Source organism: Nocardia sp. NPDC052112, from assembly GCF_040680135.1.
In the GTDB taxonomy this organism is placed as follows: domain Bacteria; phylum Actinomycetota; class Actinomycetes; order Mycobacteriales; family Mycobacteriaceae; genus Nocardia.
The window spans coordinates 1-21215 of the sequence record NZ_JBFAWD010000038.1; the positions used below are offsets into that span (position 1 = coordinate 1).

Below are 21215 nucleotides of genomic sequence, written 5' to 3' on the forward strand. Positions count from 1 at the left end.
CCCGACCACCAACGTGGCCGGCACGCCCGGCGCCAGTTCAACCGGAGCCAAAGAGCCGTATTGTCTTCGCATTTCGTCGTAAACACGGTGCGGATTCGCGGCGAATTCCGGCGAGTACAGCGGCACCCGCGGACCTTCGGTAGTCATCGGCGAGCCGTGGACGACCGGACAGGTCGGGGTGTTCGGTCGGGACTGTGTCGTACTCAAGAATGGTACTCCAGATATTCGTGTGTTCTGGGACGCGATCATCCGCGCATCCCTGCTTTCGGCCGCCGAACAACTACTACTGCTAGTTCGAGAAGCGTACTGTCCAGCGCTATTTCGTGCCAATCCTTCCGTGCCGCACCGGCAGCAGCCGGTGCGAATTATCGCGCGTCGAAACCGGTTGGTGCAGGCCTGATGGTGCCGATGGCGTGCTTTCGATGAGGTGTTCGGGCGGGGGGTTCGGGCGAGTGGCGCCGTGATGGCGGGTGCGGGCGTATGTGACCGGTTTGTGGGCGCCGGTGGAGCGCAAGAACTCCTGGCAGTTGGCCGAGGCCGCGGGTGTGGTGGAGCCGGACGGGCTGCGGTATTTTCTGAACCGGTCACGCTGGAGTGCCGATGGTCGGCCGCGCCTACGCCTTCCTCGCCGCCGCGCAACACCACCGAACCCACGCCCAACAGATCGGATATCAACGAAACCGACTACCACACAACGAAATACAACTGCCGTGCCTGGCGGTCTCGCTGACCTATATGGAAACTCCGCTGACGCGGCGATGCCGCCGAAGCCGCACAATTGAAGGAACCTGCACGATGAGCACCCTCGACATGCCCACTACGGCAATGGATCGGACGCTACGCGGTTTAGGCTCTCCCGAAATTCCGCTGAATATCGGCGCAGTTCTGCACTTCGACGGGCAACCGCCCCACCTCGCTGACATCCAGGACTACATCGCGACCCGGTTGGCCGCTCTGCCGGCGTTGGCGGTATGGATGCCCCAGGGAGCCCGGCATTGGACGGTGGCCGACGAGGTGGACCTGACCAGCCATGTTGTCGAGCACGTTGTGCCCGCCCAGGAAAATCTGGAGCAGGTCGTTGTCGAGCTGGCGAAAACTCCGCTGCCGGAGGGCGCTCCGCACTGGCGGATGTGCTTGCTGCGCGGTTACGCGCCGGATCGATACGCCCTGTTGTATCTGGTGCAACACTGCGTACAAGACGGCGCGGGAATGCTTCGAACACTGGAGTCGCTGTTCGCGCCTGGTGTCCCCGAGAGTGAATCTTCGGCGGCATATCACGGTTTCGCCCAATACCCTCGCACCTCGGCCCGCACGCGAGTGCAGTGCGCCGCAACGGATCTGCAGAGCCTTCGGAGCCTGGGTGCCTGGGACCTGCCCGGGTGTCGGCCCGCGAATGAGGTCGGATTCGCGTGGAGTCGCGTGCCCACCAGCACGCTGACCTCCGTCGCCCGTGCTTTCGGCTGCACCCGCAATGACGTATACATCGCAGCGCTCGCGCACGCGCTCACCCGTTGGCAGAGCGAGATCCGCGGGACTGAAGACTTGCCCGACATACCGTTCCTGGTGGCGGCCAACGTCCGTCGCCCGGACGAGGTCGCACTGGCGGGCAACAGGACAGCCATCCCCTACCTCAGACTGCCGGGAGCGCCGCTCCCCTTCGACCAACGACTGACCAGCACCATCCGCGCCACCGTACCGTTGAAGTCACCAACTGTCCGGGCAGCGTTGCGCCGCAACTTCGACAGCACGCCCGCATGGCTCATGCGCGCAACGTTTTCCGCTATCTCGACTCCACGACGTGCTCCGGCCGCGGTGTCGAATGTCGTTTTGCGTCATCCCCTCGCGCTGCACGGCGATCCCGTCACCGCGATCGATCCGATCACGACCACCCTCGGAGGCATTCCGCTGAGCGTGCTTCTCCTCGTCCATGGAGACAGCGCCACCGCATGCTTCAGAACGAACGCCGGATTCTCCGGGCTCGACCAAATCCACCGCATGTGGGAGCAGACCCTGCTCTCATGGCAGAGCAACGCGGCCACGCTGAGTCGATCCTAGGCTCGGGTTCTGCGCGATAGGCCAACAGCACGCGGGCACAGACGTTTCCGTGCGAGTTCGAATTGGTACTTTGCAGCGCCCTTGCTCAGGACTGCCATTGTGACCCTCGGCGCAGGCGGTGAGGCTGGTTTCAGCGCACCCCGGCCGCCGAGTCGATGCCCGCTCGCGATCCCCGCTCGAAACGGCACACCGCGCACAGTGAGTCGCCGCCGGTGACTTTCCTCGGCGATCACCGCCGCCGCGGTGATCCGACGGGTTCGACGCTTCCCGCCGTCAGCTGGCGTGCCGGTCCGCGTGGTCTTCGGCTATCGCATCGAGTCGGGTGCCGAGAGCGTTGATCTGGTCGCGCAGGGCGATGCGGGTGTCGACGGGGTGATCGACGTCCGCGAGCACGGACGAGATCATCTGCTGCGCTGAGGTTTGCTGCCATCAGCGACCATCACCCGTCGCCATTTGGTGCGTACCTACCTACCGGCTTGATCTGGAGTTCCGGACCCGCCACCGTCAAAGTGTTCGGGTTGTGCAGCGTTAGGCCCACTGACAAGGCCCGGTCCACGCGGACCGGGCCTTCGTCGTTTCGGCGGATCGTTCGCAGCTACACGCAGAATCCGCCGAGGTTCAGTGCGGTGACATTGGTGTACCCGGCTGCTGGTTGGTAGTCGGGGAGACCGTCGTAGTAGACGGCACTGACGACATGTTGGCCCGCGATATCCGGAATCCAGAGGATGCTCGCGGTGCCGTTGGAGACCGGCACGGTCCCGACGATGTTTCCGCCGAGGCCGGGCAGGCGGCTCGTGAATTCGACGACGCCACGATCCACCGGTGTGCCATCTGGGCGCCGCACGGTCGCCTGCGCGGTCTGCCCACAGCCGACCGAAGCAACACTGTTTGCCCCGAGCGTCAAGCCGGTCATCGCCACCGACAGGGTCGGAGCGATCGTCGCATTCGCCTGGGGTGCAAGGGTTGTCGGTACCGCCAGACACGCCGCCGCCAGCGCCACACCGGCCGCGCCACGCGAGAGTCTGCCCATCATGCCCGCCTTTCGCTGTGCCGACCGAGCCCCTCATGGCCCGGCGTAGGCGTCGCACGGTACCTGAGACGCCGATCACATCGGCGCAGGCCGCGCCGAGAATCCCGGAGTCAAGTGGTTTTGCCTCAGGAGAGGCAGACGACGCTCGGTGTCGACCAGGACCGGTTCACCGTCTACCGAACTACGTGCTGACCGCGATGTCCGGTACGAGCCGACCGGTTGCCCCGGCATTCCCGCCCGAAACCGTGTCGTTCGGAGTTAGTGTTGCCCCGCGCTACATAGCCACGTTCCAGCAAACCTCGAATGGAGCGTTATGGGACACAGGATGGGTATCGCTGCGTGTGCTGCGGCCGCGTTATTGGTCGCGGGCTGTGGGACATCGACGGAGTCCGGTGGGACTTCCGCGCAATCGACCACGGCGGGGGCCGAGCCCGCGTATGCGGCCGCTCTACGGCCGGTGATAACCACGTTGATGAAGGACAATGTCATCCCGGGTGCTGTCGTGGTGGTCAAATCGCCGAAGCAAGGCAATTGGACTGCGGCGTTCGGTACTCGAGCCATCGACTCGAGTGAGCCGATGCAGGTCGACGACTACTTTCGGGTCGGCAGTAATACGAAGACGATGACGTCGACGGTGATCCTGCAGTTGGCGCAGGACGGCAAGCTCGCGCTCGACGACCCCATCGACAAGTATTGGCCCGGCGTGCCGAACGGGGATCGGATCACGATTGCTCAGCTCAACGAAATGCGCAGCGGGCTATACAGTTACACCTTCGACCCGCAGTTCGACGCCGCGCTCGACAACGAGCCACAGAAAGTGTGGACACCGGAGGAATTGCTGGCCATCGCGTTCGCGCACCCGGTGAACTTTCAGCCCGGGGAAAAGTTCGAGTACAGCAATACCAACTTCATCCTGCTCGGTCTGGTCATCGAGAAGCTCACGAAGATGACGGCCGCCGAGAGTTTTCAGCAGCGCATCTTCGAACCGCTGAGCCTCGAGTACACATCACTGCCCGCGCCCGCGGACTCTTCGATACCGGATCCGCATCCACAGGGCTATGCCTTCGGCACCAATGTTTCCACCATCGATACGTACACGCTTCCTCCGGCCGAACAAGCCGAGGCCGTCGCGGGCACCCTGAAACCGAGCAACCAAACAAATATCAACGTGTCTTGGGCGTGGACCGCCGGTGGTGCGATCTCGACGGCCGACGATCTGGCGACATATGTGAAGGCGCTCGTCGGCGGTGGCCTGCTCGATGCGAAGATGCAGCGGACTCGGCTGGACAGCATTCAGCCGATCGATCCGGCCGATCCGGACCGAGCCGGATACGGTCTCGGCATCGTGCGGTTCGGCACGCACCTCATCGGACACGACGGTCAGCTCCCGGGATTCATGACCTTCATGGGCCATGACCCGGCATCGGACCTGACGATCGTGGTCGCCACGAACCTCGCGACGGTTCCGTCGGGTGAGGGGTCGGCCCTGGTGTTGGTCAAAGGCATGCTGCCGACCTTCTACGGTGCCGATGCCCTGCCGGGGAAGAACCCGCCTGCGGCGACCACCGGCGCGAGTCCGACAAGCACCACCGAGTCGACCACTCCTGGTCGATGACCTGCAGGTGATGTCGGATGGATGACACCGGTGTACTCATCGCGGGCGCCGGGGCGATCGGCCTGACCATGGCAATCGATGGAAACCGCGTGAGCTGAATTTACGGCCGACCCCGCCCGGAAGATAATGCGACGTAGCGGGCACACGAGGAGGAAGCCGTGCGGAACCGGGCCGGGCTGGAGGGTGCGGCGACATTGCGAGTCGCCATCGAGTTCGCCGATTCCGCGCGCCGGTCGCTCGGTATCACATGGTCGGCCGCCAACGCATCGGCCGCCCGCAAGAAGTTCGAGTACGCGCGGATTTTCTTGGTGGCGCTGGGTGGTGAACCGCAGCGGGTGTACCTGGACCTCGTGGACCGACGGCCATCGGCGTCGGTGCAACTGCCAGCCGAATTGGCCGACGGCGAGTACGCCATCGAAGTCGATGCCTATGGCAGTGCGAGCTGGGGCGACGGCACGTTGGACGCACGCGGGCGCAGCGTCGCGTTCACGATCGGCCCGGGTGGTCCAGGCTAGGAGGGCGGTACCGAGGTGGTGGTAGCGGGTGATGGCCGTGGGCGTCAGGCGGGTCACGGTTGTTGCCAGAATGCCGCGGATGTCGTAGGGCCGTAGGCGAATTCGTTGAGGCGTTCTTCTTCCTCGGATATGCGGCCGAGTGCGGTCGGGAAGTGCCTGCAACAGCGCGGCGACATCGGCGCCGGACGATCGCCACACCGGAGTCCCGGTGGATGCGAAACCACATATCCAACAGGTCGATCGATTCAGCGCCGAGTTCGTCGATCAACGACGACTCCGGGGGAATCCGGTCTTCTTCCAAGCCGATCGCGTCCGCGACGGACGTGATGACCATGGCCGCAAGATCTTCGGCTCCTATGCGAAGACTCCGATCCTTGCACCGGGGCGCGGACTCGAGCAGAACTCGAGCCGATCCGAACAACCTCGTCGTCGGCCATGGCAAGATCGTGCCGCGATCTTCGAGCGACATCCTGTGGTCGGTGCGGTAGTTGATACATCAGATTGGTTGTGAATCAATGCAATTCGTCAGATCGAACCGTTACCATGGGGAAATGACCGCGATGCGGGTTGGTGACGGGACGTGGTCGATTCTGCGGGTCGCCTGCGCCGGCGTTGGCATCAATGCCACAGGGGCCCAACTACTTCGAGTGACGGGGGAGATCGACTACCGATTGCCCGACGGTGTGATAGCGCGCATCGGTGCGCCCGGACAGCAGGGTGTCGCCAAGCGCGCGGTCGATATCGCTCGATGGTTGGCATCCGCCGGAATACCAGTGGCCCAGGCGGTTTCCGATATGCCACGGCCGGTGGTGGTGGACGGTCGTGCCGTGACCTTCTGGCAGGAGTTGCCGAGGCACCGCGCGGGCACACCCGCGGAGGTGGCCGCCGCGCTGACGCGGCTGCACGGCTTGGCGCCACCGACCGATATGGAAGTCGGACAGGTGGCGCCCTTCGTCGGACTCGATGAACGCATCGACGCCGCGCACACCATGACCCCGGACGACAGATCCTGGATGCGTAGGCATCTATCCGAACTGCGCGGTCGCTGGGCGGCGCTGCCGACCGGACGACCGTGGTGCGTCATCCATGGCGCCGCGTGGAGCGGCAATGTGGTTGTCACGGAGGACGACAACGTGGTCCTGCTCGATACCGGACTGCTGTCGGTCGGTCCGCCGGAATGGGATCTGGTGCATGCGGCGATCGAATGTGCGTCATTCGGCTGGATCACCGATGCGCAGTACGCCGAGTATTGCCGGGCCTACGGCAGTGATGTGATGCGCTGGGGCGGCTTCTATCTGCTGCGCGATATCCGGGAGTTCCGGATGGCCACCATGGCCGCGCAGGCGGCCGCCGCGAATCCGGCGTACCAGCAGCAGGCGGATCTTCGCCTGGCCTGTGTACGTGGCGATATCGGCCCACGGGTGTGGGATGGATGGACGGCGCTGTCATAACGTCCTGGTGACGTCGAGCGGCGGGGCGTCCGCCGCATCGGGTTCAGCCCAGCTGTCCATAAAATGCCAACTCAGGCAACGTCTTTCAACCCATGACGCGACGGTCGCCGTGCTCGCACGTCTGCGCGAGCTGGCACGGCCGACCGCGCGACGCAGGCGGACAACGTGGCGGCCCGAGCAGGGTCGCGCCAGGGCTGCTGCGCCTGATGGATTCCTGGCCGAATGCGCGCATCGGTACTCGGCCGACGTATGGATGTGCTCGCCGCGAATCCACTGGCCACCGCGGTCGATTCCAGTTCGGCCAGGGGCGTCGAATGGATGCTCGAATCCGCTTCCATGCCAGTAGATTCCGAGAACTGGCGCACTACTCGCAATGTGCCGGAATCGCGTTCATGTCGTTGCCTGTGCCAGCAGGAATTCGATCGCGGCGGTGGGTGGCAAACCTGCCCGGCTCGCGAAGGCGGTGTCGAAGGCTTCCGTACCGAGTGCTTCGCGGGCTCGGTCTGCCGGTGCGACGAGATTGTCGTAACCGCGCCGATCCTCGGCGCCGAGCATGGCGGCCGCGGCACCGACCAAGTGGGCCGCGGTGGTCGGGTTGCCGTCGCCTATTGCCAGTACGGCGTACAGTTGCGCGAACATCGCCAGGTCGTCCGGTTGTGCCCCGCTCGCGGCGGTCACCGATCCGTCTCGGCCGATCAGCTTCTTGGTCATCGTATCGAGCATTCGCCGCGCCTGCCCCGGATCGTCGTCGAGTATCGCGATGAGCGCCCGGAAAGCCACACTCCGAGCCCGAATTCGAGTGCCGAAGGCATTGTTCGCGAGACCGGTTTCGGCACGATCGAGTTCGCGCAGTGCCGCCTTCCGCTCGCCGCGACGCAACAGATACTCCGCACGCGCGAGTCGCACGTACGTCGCGGTGCCGGGTTCTCCGGCCGCCGCGACGTGTTGTCCCGCCCTGGCCAGCGCGGCTTCGGCACGGTCGAGCTCACCGAGTCGAGCCAGTGCGGTTGCCGATTCGGCGCAGACGGCCGCGGCATCACCCGAACTGCCGAGCTCTTCGAAGGCGGCCGCGGCGCGGGTGAGTGAAGTAATCGCCTGGGGTAGATCACCGCGGCGTAGCTGGTCATCCGCGATCGACTGGAGCGTCGTCGACAGGCCGAAGCGTTCACCCATCGATTCGAATTCCTTTTTCGCGTCAACCAATTGGTCGATGCTCGTACAGCCGAGCAAGAGCGCCATACCTCGCTCCCATCCGACCAGCCCGGACCATGAGGTCGACAGGCTCCGTCCCTCCAGGAATGCCGGTGCCACCAGCAACACCGTACGAGCCGGTCCGCTGGGAAGCTCGCCTGAGCTGCTGACGATTTCGAGACCAGCGGCCACTGCTCGCAGCCCGTCCTCGATCGCGCCGCCCTCATACCGCGACAACCCATCGAGTACACCGCGCAAGGCCCGCAGCTCATCCGGCACCTCGCCCGGAAGCTCCAGCACGGCTCGCATCCAATGCAGCCGCTCGGTGTGGATTCCGCGCAACGTCCAGTACCAGAACATTGCCGCGATCAGCCGAATGCCCAGCCCGACGGCGGCGGTGTCAACCGCGAATCGCAATGCGGCGGCGATATTGTCGCGTTCGGCATCGAGCCGCGCGAGCGTGTCGAGCTGGGCGGCCGACCGCAGTTCGACCTCGGCCGATTCGGCGAGCCGCAGCAAGTACTGTGCCTGTCTACCCCGAACCGCGGCCTCCCGGCCGGACTCCGCCAACCGCTCCAACGCATACGACCGAATCGTCTCGAGCATCCGATACCGCTCGCCACCCCGCTCGACCAGCGACTTGTCCACCAAACCGCTGAGCAGTTCGAGATCGTCGACGGCATCGAGGGTCGGACCAGCCGGAAAAACCGCCAACCACATGGCAAGTTCACGTTCGGACTCCGACAGCGGCGCCCAACTCCACTCGATGACCGCGCGCAGTGTCCGATGCCTGGCCTGTGCCGTCCGGCTGCCGCGACCGAGCAGCGTGAACCGATCATCGAGCTTCGCCGCGATCTGGCCGACCGATAGTGCCCGCAATCGCGCGGCCGCCAATTCGATGGCCAGCGGCAAACCATCCAGCCGTCGGCAGATCTCCACCACGGCGAGGGCGGTACCGGCATCGAGCGCGAAATCCGGACGCACCGCTCGTGCGCGTTCGACGAAAAGCCGCACCGCGGGGAAGCTTTCGGCCGCGGCCGCATCATCGGGCCAGGGCAGCGGACCGATCTGGTGAATATGTTCACCGTCGACCGCGAGCGATTCCCGACTGGTGGCCAGCACCCGCAGCTCCGGACAGGCACCGAGCAGCCGGTCGACGAGTTCGGCGACCGCATCGACGAGGTGTTCGCAATTGTCCAGAACCAGCAGGACATGTTGTTGCGCTAGGTATTCCGCCAGCCGATCCACCGGATCACCCGCCGACGGCTCCAGCAGTCCCACCTCGCGTACGCCGATCGTGGTGAGGACCGCGGTGGCAACCTGTTCCGGATCGCGCACCGCGGCGAGTTCGACCAGCCAGACGCCACCGGAAACCCGCGCGCCCACCTCGACGGCGAGTCGGGTCTTACCGGCACCGCCCGGTCCGACAATGGTGATCAGCCGGGCGGCGGCGAGCCGCGCCGTCAGCTCGGCCACATCGTCCTCGCGCCCAACGAAACTCGTGACCTGCGCGCGCAGATTGGTGCGTCGGCGTGGCGGCGCGGATTCCTGCCGCAGGATCGACAGGTGCAGTTCGCTCAGTTCGGGGGATGGATCGATGCCGAGTTCGTCGCCGAGTCGATCCCTGGTGCGTTCGAATGCCGCCAACGCATCGGCCTGCCGACCCCCCGCATACAGCGCACGGATCAACAGACCCTGGATGCGTTCGGTCAGTGGATGTGCCTCGGCCAGTGCGCGCACTTCGTCGAGGACATCGTTGCCCGCGGCGACCTCCAGTCCCAGTCGGTACTCGGCCGCGTCGAGCCGCAACTCGTCCAACCGCACCGCCGCATCGGCCGCGAACCGCAGCTCCAGCAGTTCGGTCAGCGCCGGCCCTCGCCACAGCGCCTCGGCCTCGCGCAATGCGGCCAGATCAGCCGCTTCCCGCCCAGCCGCGGCCAGGCGTTCGAACCGGACGACATCGACATCGATGGGATCGATGACCAGCCGATAGCCCGGCGCCAGTCCCTCGACCCGCGCCGTGCCGACCGCGCGCCGGACCCGAGACACCAAGGCCTGCAACGCATTCGCGCCGTTATCCGGCGGACGTCCGTCCCAGATCGCATCGGCGAGCACATCGGCGGGTACGACCCGGCCGGGTTCCATGGCCAGTCTGGCCAGCAATGCGCGCACCTTGACTCCGGCGATCCGGAGCGGTCGGTCCTCGTCATCGCGGACCTCGAAGGGGCCGAGCAGCAGTACACGCACGGCAGTAAGCCTGCCGTATCGGGCAGCGGAGTCGCTGATGGACCGGCTAACGACTGTGCGGCAGGATGCCGATGGTCACGACCAATCCGGCCGCGATGCATCCGGCGGATGCCGCGGTGGTCGCGAAGGAACGGGTGATGGTGGCGATGCCGGCCACGAAAATCAGACAGGTTACCGAGGCCAGCAGCGCAGTTCCGCGATCGACACCGCCAGGGCGGTGAAATCGCTTGTGCGTCACTGTCATGCTCACCGAGTACCCGATCGTCGAGTTATGAAACTGTTATCGACCACGACAGGCCGAATCTCATTCCGTGACAACTGCCGTCTCCGGCCCATCTCGAGTGGTAGTACTGGCAGATGGGCAATGACGAGATGGACGCGGACCTGATCGAACTCGCCACCAAGATCTTCGATCTGGCTCGGCACGGCGATGCCGACCAGCTCACGGCGTACCTCGATGCCGGTGTCCCGGTGAACCTCACCAACGACAACGGCGACACGCTGCTCATGCTGGCCGCCTATCACGGTCATCAAGACGCCGTCCAGGTGCTGCTCGCACGCGATGCCGATCCGAATCGGGCCAATGACAAGGGGCAGACACCGCTGGCCGGTGCCGTCTTCAAGGGCGAGACCGAGATTCTGCGGGCCCTGCTCACCGCGGGTGCGGATCCGGATGCCGGGACACCGTCCGCGCGGGCCGCGGCGGCCATGTTCGGCAAGAACGATCTGCTGAGCTTGTTCGGGGCGTCGTGAGCGTTGGCCGTTTGTCATGACCGAGAACGCCGATTCGGCTGCGTTCGTGCGGGTCGGTATAGTCGCCGCGGATGAGTAGTGTCGCCACCCCAGATAGGTCGAAGCCCGTGAACCGCCGATTCGGGCGCGCGGTGTGGCTGGTGCCGGTACTGCTCGTCGCCTTCGCCACCTGGTGTCTGACAGCGCCACTGTGGCCCTTCCACCGGATCACCGGTGGGTTCATCGATCTGCAGGTGTACCGGCTCGGTATCGAGGCGCTGCGCGATGGCGCGGATATGTACGGTCAACTGCCGCAGACCACCATCGGTATCGGCCTGCCGTTCATCTATCCGCCGTTCGCCGCGCTGGTGCTGAGCCCGTTCGCGCTGCTGCCATGGGACGCCGCGGCCTTCACCTTCTTCATCTCCTCGACGCTCGCGCTGGCCGTGACGCTGTATTTGGTCGCGCGGCGGCGCTGGCCCGAGCGCAGCGGGCTGCGGCTCGCGCTGCTCGCCACCGCCTGCGCGACCCCGCTGGCCATGCTGCTGGAGCCGGTCCGCTCGACGCTGGATTTCGGACAGGTGAATCTGCTGCTGATGGTGCTGGTCGCCGCGGACGCGCTGACCGCGAAGCCGAAATGGCGGCGCGGCATGCTGGTCGGCGTGGCCGCCGCGATCAAGCTGACACCGGCCGCATTCGTGCTCTACTTCCTGGTGCGCCGGGACTATCGCGCCGCGGTCACGGCGGCGATCACCGGTGCGGTGGCGACCACGCTGAGCTTCGCGATCCTGCCCAAGGAATCGGTCACCTACTGGTTCGGCGGCCTCGGCAACGTCTCCGGACTCAGTGGCTCCTCCTTCCATACCAACCAGTCGATCCAGGCCGTGCTCGCCCGATTCGGTGTGGAGAAGCCGCTGTTCACCGTGCTGTGGCTGGTGCTGAGCGCGGCGCTGCTACTGCTGGTGATTCCGGCCATGCGCCACGCCGCCGAGGCACCCGCGCTCGCGCTGTCCATCAACGCCGTCTTCACGCTGCTGGTATCGCCGATCTCCTGGTCGCACCACTGGGTGATGATCGCGCCCGCACTGTTCGCGATGGTCTGCTATGCGACCACACTGCCGCGCGGTCGGGCGATCGGCTGGTATGTGGCAATCGTGCTCACCGCGGCGGCATTCGTTTACGGGCCGCAGAACTGGCTGCCCGGCGATAATCGACGCGAATTGGCCTGGACGCCTTGGCAACACCTGTGGGGCAACACCTACGTGTGGTTGAGCGTGTTGCTGGTCGTCGCGTATCTGGTCGCCAGCAGGCGGGCAAAGCCGCAAGTGGGCGAAGCCGGTTCCGCGCCGAAGGATACCGATCTCGTCGACCTGGCAGGTCCTCGCCCGGCGGCCTGACCCTTTCTGGGATGCTGGGTTTTGGACGGAGGGTACCGCGTGGTCGCGATCGATATCGAACGGAATCCGAAGTCGGCGTGGCCGCTGACGACCCTGCGCGCAGTACACGCGCGCGGGCTCGGCGGGGTGCCACCCACGGCATTGGTGCTGATCGGAATCGTCAGCGTGCAGGTCGGCGCGGCGCTGGCCAAACAGCTGTTCACCGCCACCGGTGCCGCGGGCGCGGTCACCCTGCGACTGTTCTTCGCCGGGGTGGTGCTGTTGGTCGTATGGCGGTCCGCGCTGCGGATCGAGCGGCGCGCACTCCCGGTCGTGCTCTGCTACGGCACCGTGCTCGCCTCCATGAATCTGTGCTTCTATCAGGCCATCGACCGGATTCCGCTGGGTATGGCGGTCACCCTCGAATTCTTGGGCCCGCTCGCCGTCGCGCTGGCAGGTTCGCGGCGCTGGACCGATCCGGTGTGGGCCGTGCTCGCCGGCGGCGGCGTAGTGCTGCTGACCAAGGCGGGCGGCGAGGTCGGCTGGTCAGGGGTGCTGTTCGCCTTGGCCGCGGGAGCCCTGTGGGCAAGCTACATTCTGCTCAGCGCCGCACTCGGTGACCGGACCAGCGGTGGCGGGGGATTGGCCATTGCGATGGCCTTCGGTGGTGTGCTCATGGTCCCGGTCGGCATTGCCGAAGCGGGCGCCACGTTGTTCCAGCCGTCGGTCCTCGTCGCCGGTTTCGCGGTCGCGATGCTGTCGTCGGTACTGCCGTATTCCGTGGAACTCGAAGCGCTGCGGCGCATTCCCCCGCGCGTCTTCGGCGTGCTGATGAGCCTGGAACCGGCGGCCGCCGCACTCGCCGGACTGGTCGTTCTCGGCCAGGTCATGCATGCGGCGCAGTGGGCGGGCGTCATCTGCGTGGTGGCGGCCTCCATCGGAGCGACCCGAACAGCACGGCGGAAATAGTCAGCAGCCCGCACTACCGGGGGCGAAGATCGGGATTTCGCACCACCACGGCTTGATCACCGGTGGAGTCACCGGTTCGCCCGCGACGATCCAGTCGCCCTGTACCGATACCTCGCGGCGCGCGAGCGGTTCGTTCGCCGGACCGGTGGCCACGGAGCCGTCGAGATTGAATTTGCTGCCGTGACAAGGGCAATTGATGGTGCCACCCGCGATTTCATTGAGGGCACAGCCCTGATGCGTGCAGATTACCGAGAAGCCTTGGTAATTACCCGGGCTCGGCTGGGTCACCACGGTATCGCCGAGGATGAGGCCGGAGCCGACCGCTACGTCGGAGGCGCGGGCGATGGCGTTTTCCGGTGCGCCCTGCTCGATGTGCGGTGCCGGTGCGGGTGGCTCCTGGACCGGCTGTTGAGCGGCGGGTAGCGATGCGAACGCGCCGGCGACAATCCATTCTCCCTGCACCGAGATGGTGCGGGCAGCGAGCGGTTGGGTGGCCGGACCGGTGGCGACGGAGCCGTCGAGATTGAATTTGCTACCGTGACAAGGGCAATTGATGGTGCCACCCGCGATTTCATTGAGGGCACAGCCCTGATGCGTGCAGATCACCGAAAAGGCTTGATAATTACCCGGACTCGGCTGGGTGACGACGGTATCGCCGAGTAGCACGCCGGAGCCGATCGGCACATCGGCCGTGCGGAGGAGTGCGGTGCCGGGTGTGGGTTCCGGCCCGGCGGCCACCTCGTTCGGGGGCGGCGGCGCTTCGATGGTCGGCGCGGCGGCAACCGAACTCGATGTCGTGGTCACCGTGCCGGAAGTGGAAGTGGCCGGCGCAGACGGGCGTTCGCTCGTCGAGCAGGCCGCGACAAATGCCGCGGCCCCGGCTCCGATGACGATTGTTCGACGGTTGCAGTGTTCGACGCTCATCGTGACCTCGGCGTTGTCGACTCGTAGTTGTAGGTGTTACGAGATAGCCGCCGATTCGGTTCGAGGTCGTTCGGATTCCTGCGGAGGTTGGCGCTGCCTACCGCCCGGGTGAGACCGGGACCGGGCGGGGCAGCCACCGGTCATTGAACGGAACGGTTCTGAGACCAGAGGTAGGAGTTCGATGAGACTCTCCTGAGAAAATTCGAGCCGCGGTACCGGTAGGCGCGCGGCGCGACCCGTAGGCTGGTGCGATGCGGGCGATTGCGTTCTACGAATTCGGCGGTCCGGACGTACTGCAGATCGTCGACATCCCGATCCCGGAACCTGGTGTCGGTCAGGTCCGCGTCGCGGTGCGAGCCACCGCGGTGAATCCGGCAGATTGGAAGATCCGTTCCGGAGCACTATCTTTCGGCGACCGGGTGTTTCCGCAGTATCCGGGCGGTGAGATCGCGGGTGTGGTCGATGCGGTCGGTCCCGATGTCGCCGACGTCGCGGTCGGCGACGAGGTGCTGGGCTGGGCGGTCGCGGCGTATGCCGAATACACTCTCAGCAATGCCGTTGCGCACAAGCCCGCGGAATTATCCTGGGCCGATGCCGCATCGCTCCCGGTCGCGGTGTCGACAGCGGCGAAGTCATTGGCGGCACTGAAAATACAACCGGGCGAAACACTGCTGATCAACGGCGCGTCGGGTGCGGTGGGGTCGATGGCGGTGCAACTGGCCGCGGCCGAGGGAGCCACCGTGATCGGCACCGCATCCGCGGCCAATCAGGATGTGGTGCGCGAACTCGGAGCCACCCCGGCCACTTACGGCCCCGGTCTGGTCGAGCGTGTGCGCGAACTCGCGCCGAATGGCATCGACGCGGTCTTCGATGCGGCCGGGCATGGTGTGCTGCCCGCCGCTATCGAACTGCGCGGCGGCACCGACCGGATCGTGACGATCGTCGATCCGGCGGCCCGCGAACTCGGCATCACCTTCCTCGCCGGCAGCGGCGCGCAGCGTCCGACCGAACTCCTCGGGCAGGTCGCCGAACATGTTGCCAGCGGTGTTTTCCGGCTGCCTGGTCAGCCGCGGACCTTCCTGCTGGAGCGGGCGGCGGCCGCCCAGGAGGAGAGCGAAAAGGGGCGTGGCCCAGGCAAGGTCGTACTCGACGTGAGCTGACCTCGTCCGGGGAACGCCTTGTTGCGAACGACAACCGGCGTACCATCTCTTCTTGCCGTGTGCCGATGCGAGCCGCGGCAAGGAGGAGGACGGGCGCGATGGCGGGTAGCCCATCGGCTGACGGAACGGGTCGCGGTGTGCTCGATGCGGGTTTCCAGATCCTGGAGGCCATTTCGGCGGCACCGGAGGGCTGTGGGCTCTCGCAACTGGCCCGCACCACCGGATTGGCCAAGGCCACCGCATATCGGTTGGCCGAGCAGTTGGTGACGCTCGGTGCCGTGCAGCGGGTGGAGCAGCGGTATTTCGTCGGCGAGCGAATGGCGGAGCTGGGCCGCCATTGGCAGGCCGCGCCGACCCTGCGCCGGGCCGCGCAACGGCCCGCGCGGGTTCTGGCCGCATTGACGAATTCGACTGTTGCGGTGTGCATTCTGGATGCGGGCGAGGTGCGGTTGGTCTCCGGGCTCAAGGGTGCCGAGTTCTTCCTCGGTACCACAGCGGATCCGGAGCTGATCTATCGCACCGCGCTGGCGCAGGTGCTCTTCGCGGGGCGGGCCGACAACACCGTTGCGCCACCGACCTATTCGGCCGCCGAATGGCAGCGTGTGTGCTCCGGAATCGTCGATGCCGGACTGGTTTCGGTCGATCATCACAAACTGATCGCCGGGATTTGCTGTGCCGCAGCGGCAATCCGTCAACCGGAAATGTGCGATGCTGCCGCTATCGGCTGTATCTCACTGTCACAACAGTTTCCGCCGAATCTGCCCGGTCTGGTCGCACATGCCGCCCGCGAAATCGAGAAGAATCTTCGCTGATCGGTTCGTTCAGTGGACCGTGCCGTTCTGCACGCTCGGCGCGGGAACCAGGATGGATGGGCTGTCGAACGCTGTAAGTAAGGGCCGATCCGCCGATGCAAGACTCCGATCTCTGGGGCAACCGCTACGTCTCCTCATCCGTCACCGAGAATGGCCTGCCACGATTCCTGGTCCGCGGCACCCGGATCACGCTGTGGTTCGTCGACGAAACCCGCCGCCTGTCCGCCCATGCAGGCGCCAATACCGTGATGTTCGAAGTGGATCCCGACAGCGGCGTCCTGAAAACCCGGTCCCCGTTCTCCACCGTGCTGTCCTACCCGCCGGAATTCGCCCACCAGGACAGCTGGCTCAAAGAATTCCTGCTCCTCGCGCCCGCGTGGACCACCAGCAATGGCATGCTCATCCTCAGTGACGACCGGATCAGGATCGAGCTGCAACAGACCGCCGATTGCCCCTGATCGCTACGTCGTCGGAATGAGGAAGCTTTCGACGACTCGGCGGACCTTGGGCACCGCATCGGCATCGCCGAGGCGCAGTGCGGTATTGGCGGCGCAGAGGACGGCGTCGATCTGGAAGGCTGCGAGATCGATATCCAAATCGGCGATTTCGCCCGCATCGACGGCATGGCGGAGTTCACGCGCGATGGTTGCCATCCAATCCTGCTGATCACGGACCAGCGCATCGCGCACGGGACCGGGACGGCTGTCGAACTCCGCCATATTCGCGACCCGGTAGCAGCCGCCCGCGAACAACGGTGTCTGCGCGTAGACGATCCAGAGTTCGATCAGGGCGCGAAGTCGTTGCACGCCATGGGGTTGCTTGCGGGCCGGCTGGATAACGGCATCGATGAACATATCGCGGGCGAAATCGAGCGCCGCGAGTTGCAGTGCCTCCTTGGTCTTGAACAGGGTCTGCACGCCCGCCTTGCTGAGCCCGGTATCGGTCGCCAATCTGCCGAAGCTCAAACCCTCGAGACCATCGAGGGAGGCGGTGTCGACCGCCTGGCGCAGCACGAGCTGGCGACTGCGCGCACCGCGTAGCAGGCGCTTGTCCTCGGGCCCGCCCGCCACTCGGCCGCCACCCCTCGTCGAATCGCTGCGCGAAACTTCGCTCATTCGGGCACCCGCTTACTCGGTTGGTGCGCAAGTGCTGCGACGACCGTGGCCGGGAGTATCGCCGTAGTCATGACAAAAGAATACGTCCGACCGTATGGTTAGACAATTTCCGCCACCATCGCATGGAGCAGATCGCGCAGGGTCTGCTGCTGGGCGCCGGTGAGCGAGGTGAGTGGCGACTGGGCGCCGAGCAGGTCGAGCGCCTCGGTGCGGCGCCGCTCCCCGGCCGCCGTCAGTACGATCTGCTTGGCACGCCGGTCGTGTGGATGTGGTTGCCGTCGAACCAGATCCTGCCGTTCGAGGCGATCCAGTACGAAGGTCGCATTCGACGGCTCGCACGACATCCTGGTGGCCAATTCGCGCGCGGTAATCGGATCCGACAGTTCGCGCAGGGCGATGACCTGTGACGGCGTCATGTCCAATGTCTCGGCGACCCGTCGAACATGCACGTCGAGACGATGCGTGAACTGATGCACCAGCTTGCAGACATCGCGATCGATCTCGGAATCCACGGGGAGATTCGGTGACGAGTCCGGCTGATCCTTCATATCGTCGAGTCTAGTGTCATGCTTCGAACTATGATAGTTCTAATTCAAATCATTTGAATTAGAACTATCCGGGAGTGGATGTATGCGTCTTGCTGTCTTTGCGCTCATGCTGGTGGTGTTCAGCCTGACCACGGGGGAATTCGTGATCGCCGGTATCCTGCCCGAGGTGGCGGACGGTCTCGCGGTGTCGGTGCCCGCGGCGGGTCTGCTGGTGAGCGCGTATGCGCTGGGCATGATCGTCGGCGGGCCGGTGGTGACCGTGGCGACGGCACGGCTGCCGCGCAAACCGCTCGTGGTCGGCTTGGTCGCGGTCGCGGTCGTCGCGAATCTGGGTTCGGCTCTCGCGCCGAACTATTCGATGGTGCTGCTGGCCAGATTCGCCGCGGGACTCGTGGTGGCAACGCTTTTCGCCGTCGCCATCGCGACCGTTGTCGCGATGGCCGAACCCGGCCGGGAGGCGGCTGCGGTGGCGCAGGTGGCGCTCGGCCTGAATCTGGGCATAATCGGCGGCACCCCGATCGGTGCGGCCATCGGCCAATCCTTCGGCTGGCGTGCGACATTCGTGTCGGTCGTGGTGTGCGTGGCCGTCGCGCTGCTGCTGGTGCTGCGTTTCCTGCCGACGATGCCCGCGCCGTCGAGCCGATCGGTGCGCGGGGAGCTGCGCGTATTCGCCGATCGCCGAGTGCAATTGGCGATCGGGCTCACCACGCTCGGCAATGTCGGTGTGGTGACGGTGTTTACGTACTTCACCCCGTTGCTCACCGAGGTGAGCGGTTTCGCGTCGCGTGTGGTCCCCGCGCTGCTGCTGGTGTACGGCGCGGGCGCGGTGCTCGGCAACTATCTCGGTGGACGGCTGGCCGACAGGGCGCTGATGCCATCGCTGGCGGGTCTGCTCGCCGCCCTGGCTGGTACGTCGGCGCTGCTGTGGGTGTTCGCGGAGATTCAATTGATTACGGTCGCACTGATTTTCGTGCTCGGTGTGCTGGCCTTCGCGATCGTTCCCGGTATGCAGATCCGGGTGGTGACCGCGGCGGGCGCGGCACCCACACTGGCCATCGCGGTCAATGCCTCCGGATACCAACTCGCCGCCGCATTCGCCGGCCGCATCGGCGGCTGGGCCATCGATGACGGACCGGGACTGCGTTCGATCTATTCGATAGCCGCCGTGCTCACGGTATCGGGCTCGGCGCTGGCGCTGCACATGCTGCGGCGTGATCGCCGGCCCGCGTTGGAATCCAGCTGACCGGTATGTCGTTGAATCCGATTGCTGCACAATCTGTCTCGAGCTGAGCCGCTATCATCTGGCTAGGCGCTTACCAGCGTCGCAGATATCAGAAGAGGGGTACGACTGTGAGCATGATTCTCGCCGCGGCACATGACACGTATGGAGCAGTCCTGGCCCAACTCGGCAACCCGACACCTGAGGCGCCGCCCCTCGCGGACAAGATCCTGCAGATGGTGCGCTATTTCACCTGGTTCATCCTGCTGGCGGGTATTACCGCCATCACCTACGCGGGCGGTCGGTTCGCCTGGGAGAAGTGGTCCGGTGGCGGCCTGCAGTCGCCGAAGATGGTGGCGGGAGCCATGATCGGCGGCGTCGTCGCCACCAGCGCGGGCACCATCATGAATGCCGTGATCGGCACCTAGGAACGCCATTTGATGGAGCAGCCCATGCTCGGCCGATGCGGCTCGGGCACGGGTGTTCCGGCGAGTACCGCCTCGACCGCGGCGCGTAATTCGTTGCCGGTCACCGGTTTACCGTTACCGGGCGTCGATTCGTCGAATGCGCCGCGGTAGGCAAGCTCCAACTGTGCGTCGTAGAGGAAGAAGTCCGGCGTGCACGCGGCCCGGAAGTCTCGACCCACCTGCTGTGTTTCGTCGATCAGGTAGGGAAACCGCCAACCGGCGCGATCGGCTTGGGCCCGCAGATGTTGCGGCCCGTCATCCGGGTAGGCGTCGGCGTCGTTGGTGCAGATCGCCAACGTCGGGATCACCAGTGTGCCGAGCACCTCGCCGAGTTTCGACTCGAGGTGACGTACGTATGGGCAGTGGTTACAGACGAAGATCACCAGTAGCCCCGGCCCGTCCGTGTAGTCGGCGCGGGCGTGGCGGTGACCGTCGAGGTCGGGCAGGGCGAAATCCGGAGCGGGTGTTCCGATCGGGACCATCAGGGATCGGACCGACATGAGGTGCCTCCATCTGAGTCGATAGCGAGCCCGAGTCGGTATCGAGCCTAGTGCGCCCGGCCCGATTCACGGCGCCAGATCCGACGGATCGGTATTGGCCCCGCACAGTACGACGCAGACCCGTTCACCGGGTTCGGGACGGTAGACGCCGGTGCTCAGCGCCGCGACAGCTGTCGCGGCGGCGTGTTCCACGGCCAGGCGACGGTCCTGCCACAGCGCCAGCCGGGCCGCGACGATATCGGCGTCGGGGACGAGTACCGAGGTCACGTCATAGCGCTGGGCCGCATGCAGTGCCAGTTCGGTGGCGCGGCGGGCGCCGAGGGAATCGGCGGCGACCGAATCGACCGGCGCGTCGACGATCCGTCCGGCCTGGATCGCATCGTGCAGTGCCCGGCAACGCTCCGGTTCCACCGCGATCGTCCGCACGCCGTAGTGGTCCGCGGCCGTGGCGACCCCGGCGAACAGGCCGCCGCCGCCGACCGCGACGACGACGGTGTCCAGCCGGGGGAGCAACTGGTGGATCTCCACCATCAGGGTGCCCGCACCGGCCGCGATGTAGGGATTGTCGTAGGCGTGCGAGGGCAAAGCGCCACTGGTATCGGCGAATTCGCGACAGGCGGCGAGTGCGTCGGCGTATTCCGTGCCGATCAGGCGCACCTCCGCGCCGTAGCCGCGCAGCCGCTCGACCTTCACCATCGGCGCGGTGGTCGGCAGGAAGACCGTGGCCCGCACGTCTTGTTCGCGGGCTGCCCACGCACACGCGAGTCCGGCGTTGCCGCCGGATGCGATGGTCACGCCCATATCCGGCAGGGTCCCGTCGTCCTGGTGCGCCTGGATGAAGTTTCGGGCACCGCGGGCCTTGAACGAGCCGGTGTGCTGCATGAATTCCAGTGCGAGCCACAGCTCGCCGGTTGTCGCCACCGGGTCGCCGTGGGCGATGGCGACCGGCCGCACATGTCCGGCGATCCGATCGGCGGCGGCCTTCACATCGCCGTAGCTCAACTCCATTCGCACTCCTGTCCTCGGTCCCCACAGATCATCTTGCCCCGCGCGTCCGGCGCTGGGACGCCCGGTGCCGGAGGTCGGCGAGATCGCGGTCGTAGGCCGCCCGATCGAAAACCGGGGTGTTGCGCATGGTGCAGCCGTGGTGGCATCGAATCATCTTGGCTCGCAACCGCGATAAATAATTCGGCGGTAATGTCCGCGGAGATGCGATGCCGACTATCGGGCTACCGGGCGACCGCACCAAGTGCGGCAAAGAATTTCGCATGCCTGCCGGATCGGTGGCA

Annotated in this window: 21 protein-coding genes and 2 pseudogenes; 14 read left to right on the plus strand and 9 right to left on the minus strand. The window is 65.7% G+C overall.

What is annotated here, in order from left to right:
- A pseudogene (locus AB0L58_RS39660) lies at positions 1-147 on the minus strand (cytochrome P450); the annotation flags it as partial.
- Between the two features lie 329 nt (positions 148-476).
- On the opposite strand from AB0L58_RS39660, the pseudogene AB0L58_RS39665 reads away from it, so the two are divergent.
- The 3 genes and pseudogenes from AB0L58_RS39665 to AB0L58_RS39675 form a co-directional block, all read left to right on the plus strand.
- A pseudogene (locus AB0L58_RS39665) lies at positions 477-602 on the plus strand (IS701 family transposase); the annotation flags it as partial.
- A 193-nt stretch (positions 603-795) separates the two neighbouring features.
- Positions 796-2055 carry a wax ester/triacylglycerol synthase domain-containing protein gene (locus AB0L58_RS39670; protein WP_364395849.1) on the plus strand — a complete coding sequence of 420 codons (1260 nt, stop codon included), beginning with the start codon at positions 796-798 and terminating at the stop codon, positions 2053-2055.
- A gap of 243 nt (positions 2056-2298) precedes the next feature.
- Positions 2299-2472 carry a hypothetical protein gene (locus AB0L58_RS39675; RefSeq protein WP_364395851.1) on the plus strand — a complete coding sequence of 58 codons (174 nt, stop codon included), beginning with the start codon at positions 2299-2301 and terminating at the stop codon, positions 2470-2472.
- Positions 2473-2650: 178 nt separating this feature from the next.
- On the opposite strand, the gene AB0L58_RS39680 is transcribed toward AB0L58_RS39675, so the two are convergent.
- Positions 2651-3085 carry a hypothetical protein gene (locus AB0L58_RS39680; protein ID WP_364395853.1) on the minus strand — a complete coding sequence of 145 codons (435 nt, stop codon included), beginning with the start codon at positions 3083-3085 and terminating at the stop codon, positions 2651-2653.
- 325 nt (positions 3086-3410) lie between these two features.
- On the opposite strand from AB0L58_RS39680, the gene AB0L58_RS39685 reads away from it, so the two are divergent.
- From AB0L58_RS39685 to AB0L58_RS39695, 3 genes are all read left to right on the plus strand, one after another.
- Positions 3411-4700, plus strand: a complete 1290-nt coding sequence (locus tag AB0L58_RS39685; RefSeq protein WP_364395855.1) for a serine hydrolase domain-containing protein — start codon at positions 3411-3413, stop codon at positions 4698-4700.
- 158 nt (positions 4701-4858) lie between these two features.
- Positions 4859-5215, plus strand: a complete 357-nt coding sequence (locus tag AB0L58_RS39690) for a hypothetical protein (RefSeq protein ID WP_364395857.1) — start codon at positions 4859-4861, stop codon at positions 5213-5215.
- Positions 5216-5766: 551 nt separating this feature from the next.
- Positions 5767-6666: an aminoglycoside phosphotransferase family protein gene (locus tag AB0L58_RS39695; RefSeq protein WP_364395859.1), complete on the plus strand. Its 900-nt coding sequence runs from the start codon at positions 5767-5769 to the stop codon at positions 6664-6666.
- A gap of 390 nt (positions 6667-7056) precedes the next feature.
- Here AB0L58_RS39695 and AB0L58_RS39700 read toward each other — a convergent pair whose 3' ends face one another.
- Together AB0L58_RS39700 and AB0L58_RS39705 are read right to left on the minus strand one after the other, a co-directional pair.
- Entirely contained in the window at positions 7057-10104 is a 3048-nt protein-coding gene (locus AB0L58_RS39700) for a BTAD domain-containing putative transcriptional regulator (protein WP_364395861.1), read from the minus strand.
- A 46-nt stretch (positions 10105-10150) separates the two neighbouring features.
- Entirely contained in the window at positions 10151-10348 is a 198-nt protein-coding gene (locus tag AB0L58_RS39705; protein ID WP_364395864.1) for a hypothetical protein, read from the minus strand.
- Positions 10349-10461: 113 nt separating this feature from the next.
- Between AB0L58_RS39705 and AB0L58_RS39710 the strand changes: the two genes are divergently transcribed.
- The 3 genes from AB0L58_RS39710 to AB0L58_RS39720 all read left to right on the plus strand — a co-directional run bounded on the left by AB0L58_RS39710 (position 10462) and on the right by AB0L58_RS39720 (position 13181).
- Positions 10462-10857 carry an ankyrin repeat domain-containing protein gene (locus tag AB0L58_RS39710; RefSeq protein ID WP_364395866.1) on the plus strand — a complete coding sequence of 132 codons (396 nt, stop codon included), beginning with the start codon at positions 10462-10464 and terminating at the stop codon, positions 10855-10857.
- 71 nt (positions 10858-10928) lie between these two features.
- Positions 10929-12233, plus strand: a complete 1305-nt coding sequence (locus AB0L58_RS39715) for a glycosyltransferase 87 family protein (RefSeq protein WP_364395868.1) — start codon at positions 10929-10931, stop codon at positions 12231-12233.
- Between the two features lie 39 nt (positions 12234-12272).
- Positions 12273-13181, plus strand: a complete 909-nt coding sequence (locus AB0L58_RS39720) for an EamA family transporter (protein ID WP_364395870.1) — start codon at positions 12273-12275, stop codon at positions 13179-13181.
- On the opposite strand, the gene AB0L58_RS39725 is transcribed toward AB0L58_RS39720, so the two are convergent.
- Positions 13182-13985 carry a Rieske (2Fe-2S) protein gene (locus AB0L58_RS39725; RefSeq protein WP_364395872.1) on the minus strand — a complete coding sequence of 268 codons (804 nt, stop codon included), beginning with the start codon at positions 13983-13985 and terminating at the stop codon, positions 13182-13184.
- Between the two features lie 371 nt (positions 13986-14356).
- Between AB0L58_RS39725 and AB0L58_RS39730 the strand changes: the two genes are divergently transcribed.
- The 3 genes from AB0L58_RS39730 (at position 14357) to AB0L58_RS39740 (ending at position 16535) form a co-directional block, all read left to right on the plus strand.
- On the plus strand, positions 14357-15265 hold the full coding sequence (locus AB0L58_RS39730) for an NADP-dependent oxidoreductase (protein ID WP_364395874.1): 909 nt from the start codon (positions 14357-14359) through the stop codon (positions 15263-15265).
- 98 nt (positions 15266-15363) lie between these two features.
- Positions 15364-16077, plus strand: coding sequence for a helix-turn-helix domain-containing protein (locus tag AB0L58_RS39735; RefSeq protein ID WP_364395876.1), 714 nt, complete (start codon positions 15364-15366; stop codon positions 16075-16077).
- A 95-nt stretch (positions 16078-16172) separates the two neighbouring features.
- Complete coding sequence (locus tag AB0L58_RS39740) at positions 16173-16535, plus strand: hypothetical protein (protein WP_364395878.1); 363 nt, start codon at positions 16173-16175, stop codon at positions 16533-16535.
- A 3-nt stretch (positions 16536-16538) separates the two neighbouring features.
- On the opposite strand, the gene AB0L58_RS39745 is transcribed toward AB0L58_RS39740, so the two are convergent.
- Complete coding sequence (locus AB0L58_RS39745; RefSeq protein ID WP_364395880.1) at positions 16539-17192, minus strand: TetR/AcrR family transcriptional regulator; 654 nt, start codon at positions 17190-17192, stop codon at positions 16539-16541.
- Between the two features lie 98 nt (positions 17193-17290).
- Positions 17291-17740 carry a MarR family transcriptional regulator gene (locus tag AB0L58_RS39750; RefSeq protein WP_364395882.1) on the minus strand — a complete coding sequence of 150 codons (450 nt, stop codon included), beginning with the start codon at positions 17738-17740 and terminating at the stop codon, positions 17291-17293.
- 82 nt (positions 17741-17822) lie between these two features.
- Here AB0L58_RS39750 and AB0L58_RS39755 point away from each other — a divergent pair, with 82 nt between their 5' ends.
- Both AB0L58_RS39755 and AB0L58_RS39760 read left to right on the plus strand, forming a co-directional pair.
- The gene (locus tag AB0L58_RS39755) at positions 17823-18983 is read left to right on the plus strand and encodes an MFS transporter (RefSeq protein ID WP_364395884.1); all 1161 of its coding nucleotides are present in this window, start codon (positions 17823-17825) and stop codon (positions 18981-18983) included.
- 113 nt (positions 18984-19096) lie between these two features.
- Positions 19097-19387, plus strand: a complete 291-nt coding sequence (locus tag AB0L58_RS39760) for a hypothetical protein (protein ID WP_174415132.1) — start codon at positions 19097-19099, stop codon at positions 19385-19387.
- On the opposite strand, the gene AB0L58_RS39765 is transcribed toward AB0L58_RS39760, so the two are convergent.
- A complete protein-coding gene (locus tag AB0L58_RS39765; protein ID WP_364395886.1) occupies positions 19384-19926 on the minus strand; it encodes a thioredoxin family protein in 543 nt (180 codons plus the stop codon). The two genes, AB0L58_RS39760 and AB0L58_RS39765, sit on opposite strands and share 4 nt — an antisense overlap.
- A 66-nt stretch (positions 19927-19992) precedes the next feature.
- The gene (locus tag AB0L58_RS39770) at positions 19993-20934 is read right to left on the minus strand and encodes a threonine/serine dehydratase (protein WP_364395888.1); all 942 of its coding nucleotides are present in this window, start codon (positions 20932-20934) and stop codon (positions 19993-19995) included.
- Positions 20935-21215 lie beyond the last annotated feature (281 nt).

Excerpts from the sequence above, each read along its gene's own strand:
- AB0L58_RS39710 (WP_364395866.1), top strand. The coding sequence starts at position 10,462 with ATGGGCAATGACGAGATGGACGCGGACCTGATCGAACTCGCCACCAAG.
- AB0L58_RS39715 (WP_364395868.1), top strand. The coding sequence starts at position 10,929 with ATGAGTAGTGTCGCCACCCCAGATAGGTCGAAGCCCGTGAACCGCCGA.
- AB0L58_RS39750 (WP_364395882.1), bottom strand. The coding sequence starts at position 17,740 with ATGAAGGATCAGCCGGACTCGTCACCGAATCTCCCCGTGGATTCCGAG.
- AB0L58_RS39770 (WP_364395888.1), bottom strand. The coding sequence starts at position 20,934 with ATGGAGTTGAGCTACGGCGATGTGAAGGCCGCCGCCGATCGGATCGCC.
- AB0L58_RS39760 (WP_174415132.1), top strand. The coding sequence starts at position 19,097 with ATGATTCTCGCCGCGGCACATGACACGTATGGAGCAGTCCTGGCCCAA.
- AB0L58_RS39670 (WP_364395849.1), top strand. The coding sequence starts at position 796 with ATGAGCACCCTCGACATGCCCACTACGGCAATGGATCGGACGCTACGC.
- AB0L58_RS39695 (WP_364395859.1), top strand. The coding sequence starts at position 5,767 with ATGACCGCGATGCGGGTTGGTGACGGGACGTGGTCGATTCTGCGGGTC.
- AB0L58_RS39765 (WP_364395886.1), bottom strand. The coding sequence starts at position 19,926 with ATGTCGGTCCGATCCCTGATGGTCCCGATCGGAACACCCGCTCCGGAT.
- AB0L58_RS39730 (WP_364395874.1), top strand. The coding sequence starts at position 14,357 with ATGCGGGCGATTGCGTTCTACGAATTCGGCGGTCCGGACGTACTGCAG.
- AB0L58_RS39755 (WP_364395884.1), top strand. The coding sequence starts at position 17,823 with ATGCGTCTTGCTGTCTTTGCGCTCATGCTGGTGGTGTTCAGCCTGACC.
- AB0L58_RS39735 (WP_364395876.1), top strand. The coding sequence starts at position 15,364 with ATGGCGGGTAGCCCATCGGCTGACGGAACGGGTCGCGGTGTGCTCGAT.
- AB0L58_RS39705 (WP_364395864.1), bottom strand. The coding sequence starts at position 10,348 with ATGACAGTGACGCACAAGCGATTTCACCGCCCTGGCGGTGTCGATCGC.
- AB0L58_RS39680 (WP_364395853.1), bottom strand. The coding sequence starts at position 3,085 with ATGGGCAGACTCTCGCGTGGCGCGGCCGGTGTGGCGCTGGCGGCGGCG.
- AB0L58_RS39740 (WP_364395878.1), top strand. The coding sequence starts at position 16,173 with ATGCAAGACTCCGATCTCTGGGGCAACCGCTACGTCTCCTCATCCGTC.
- AB0L58_RS39745 (WP_364395880.1), bottom strand. The coding sequence starts at position 17,192 with ATGAGCGAAGTTTCGCGCAGCGATTCGACGAGGGGTGGCGGCCGAGTG.
- AB0L58_RS39685 (WP_364395855.1), top strand. The coding sequence starts at position 3,411 with ATGGGTATCGCTGCGTGTGCTGCGGCCGCGTTATTGGTCGCGGGCTGT.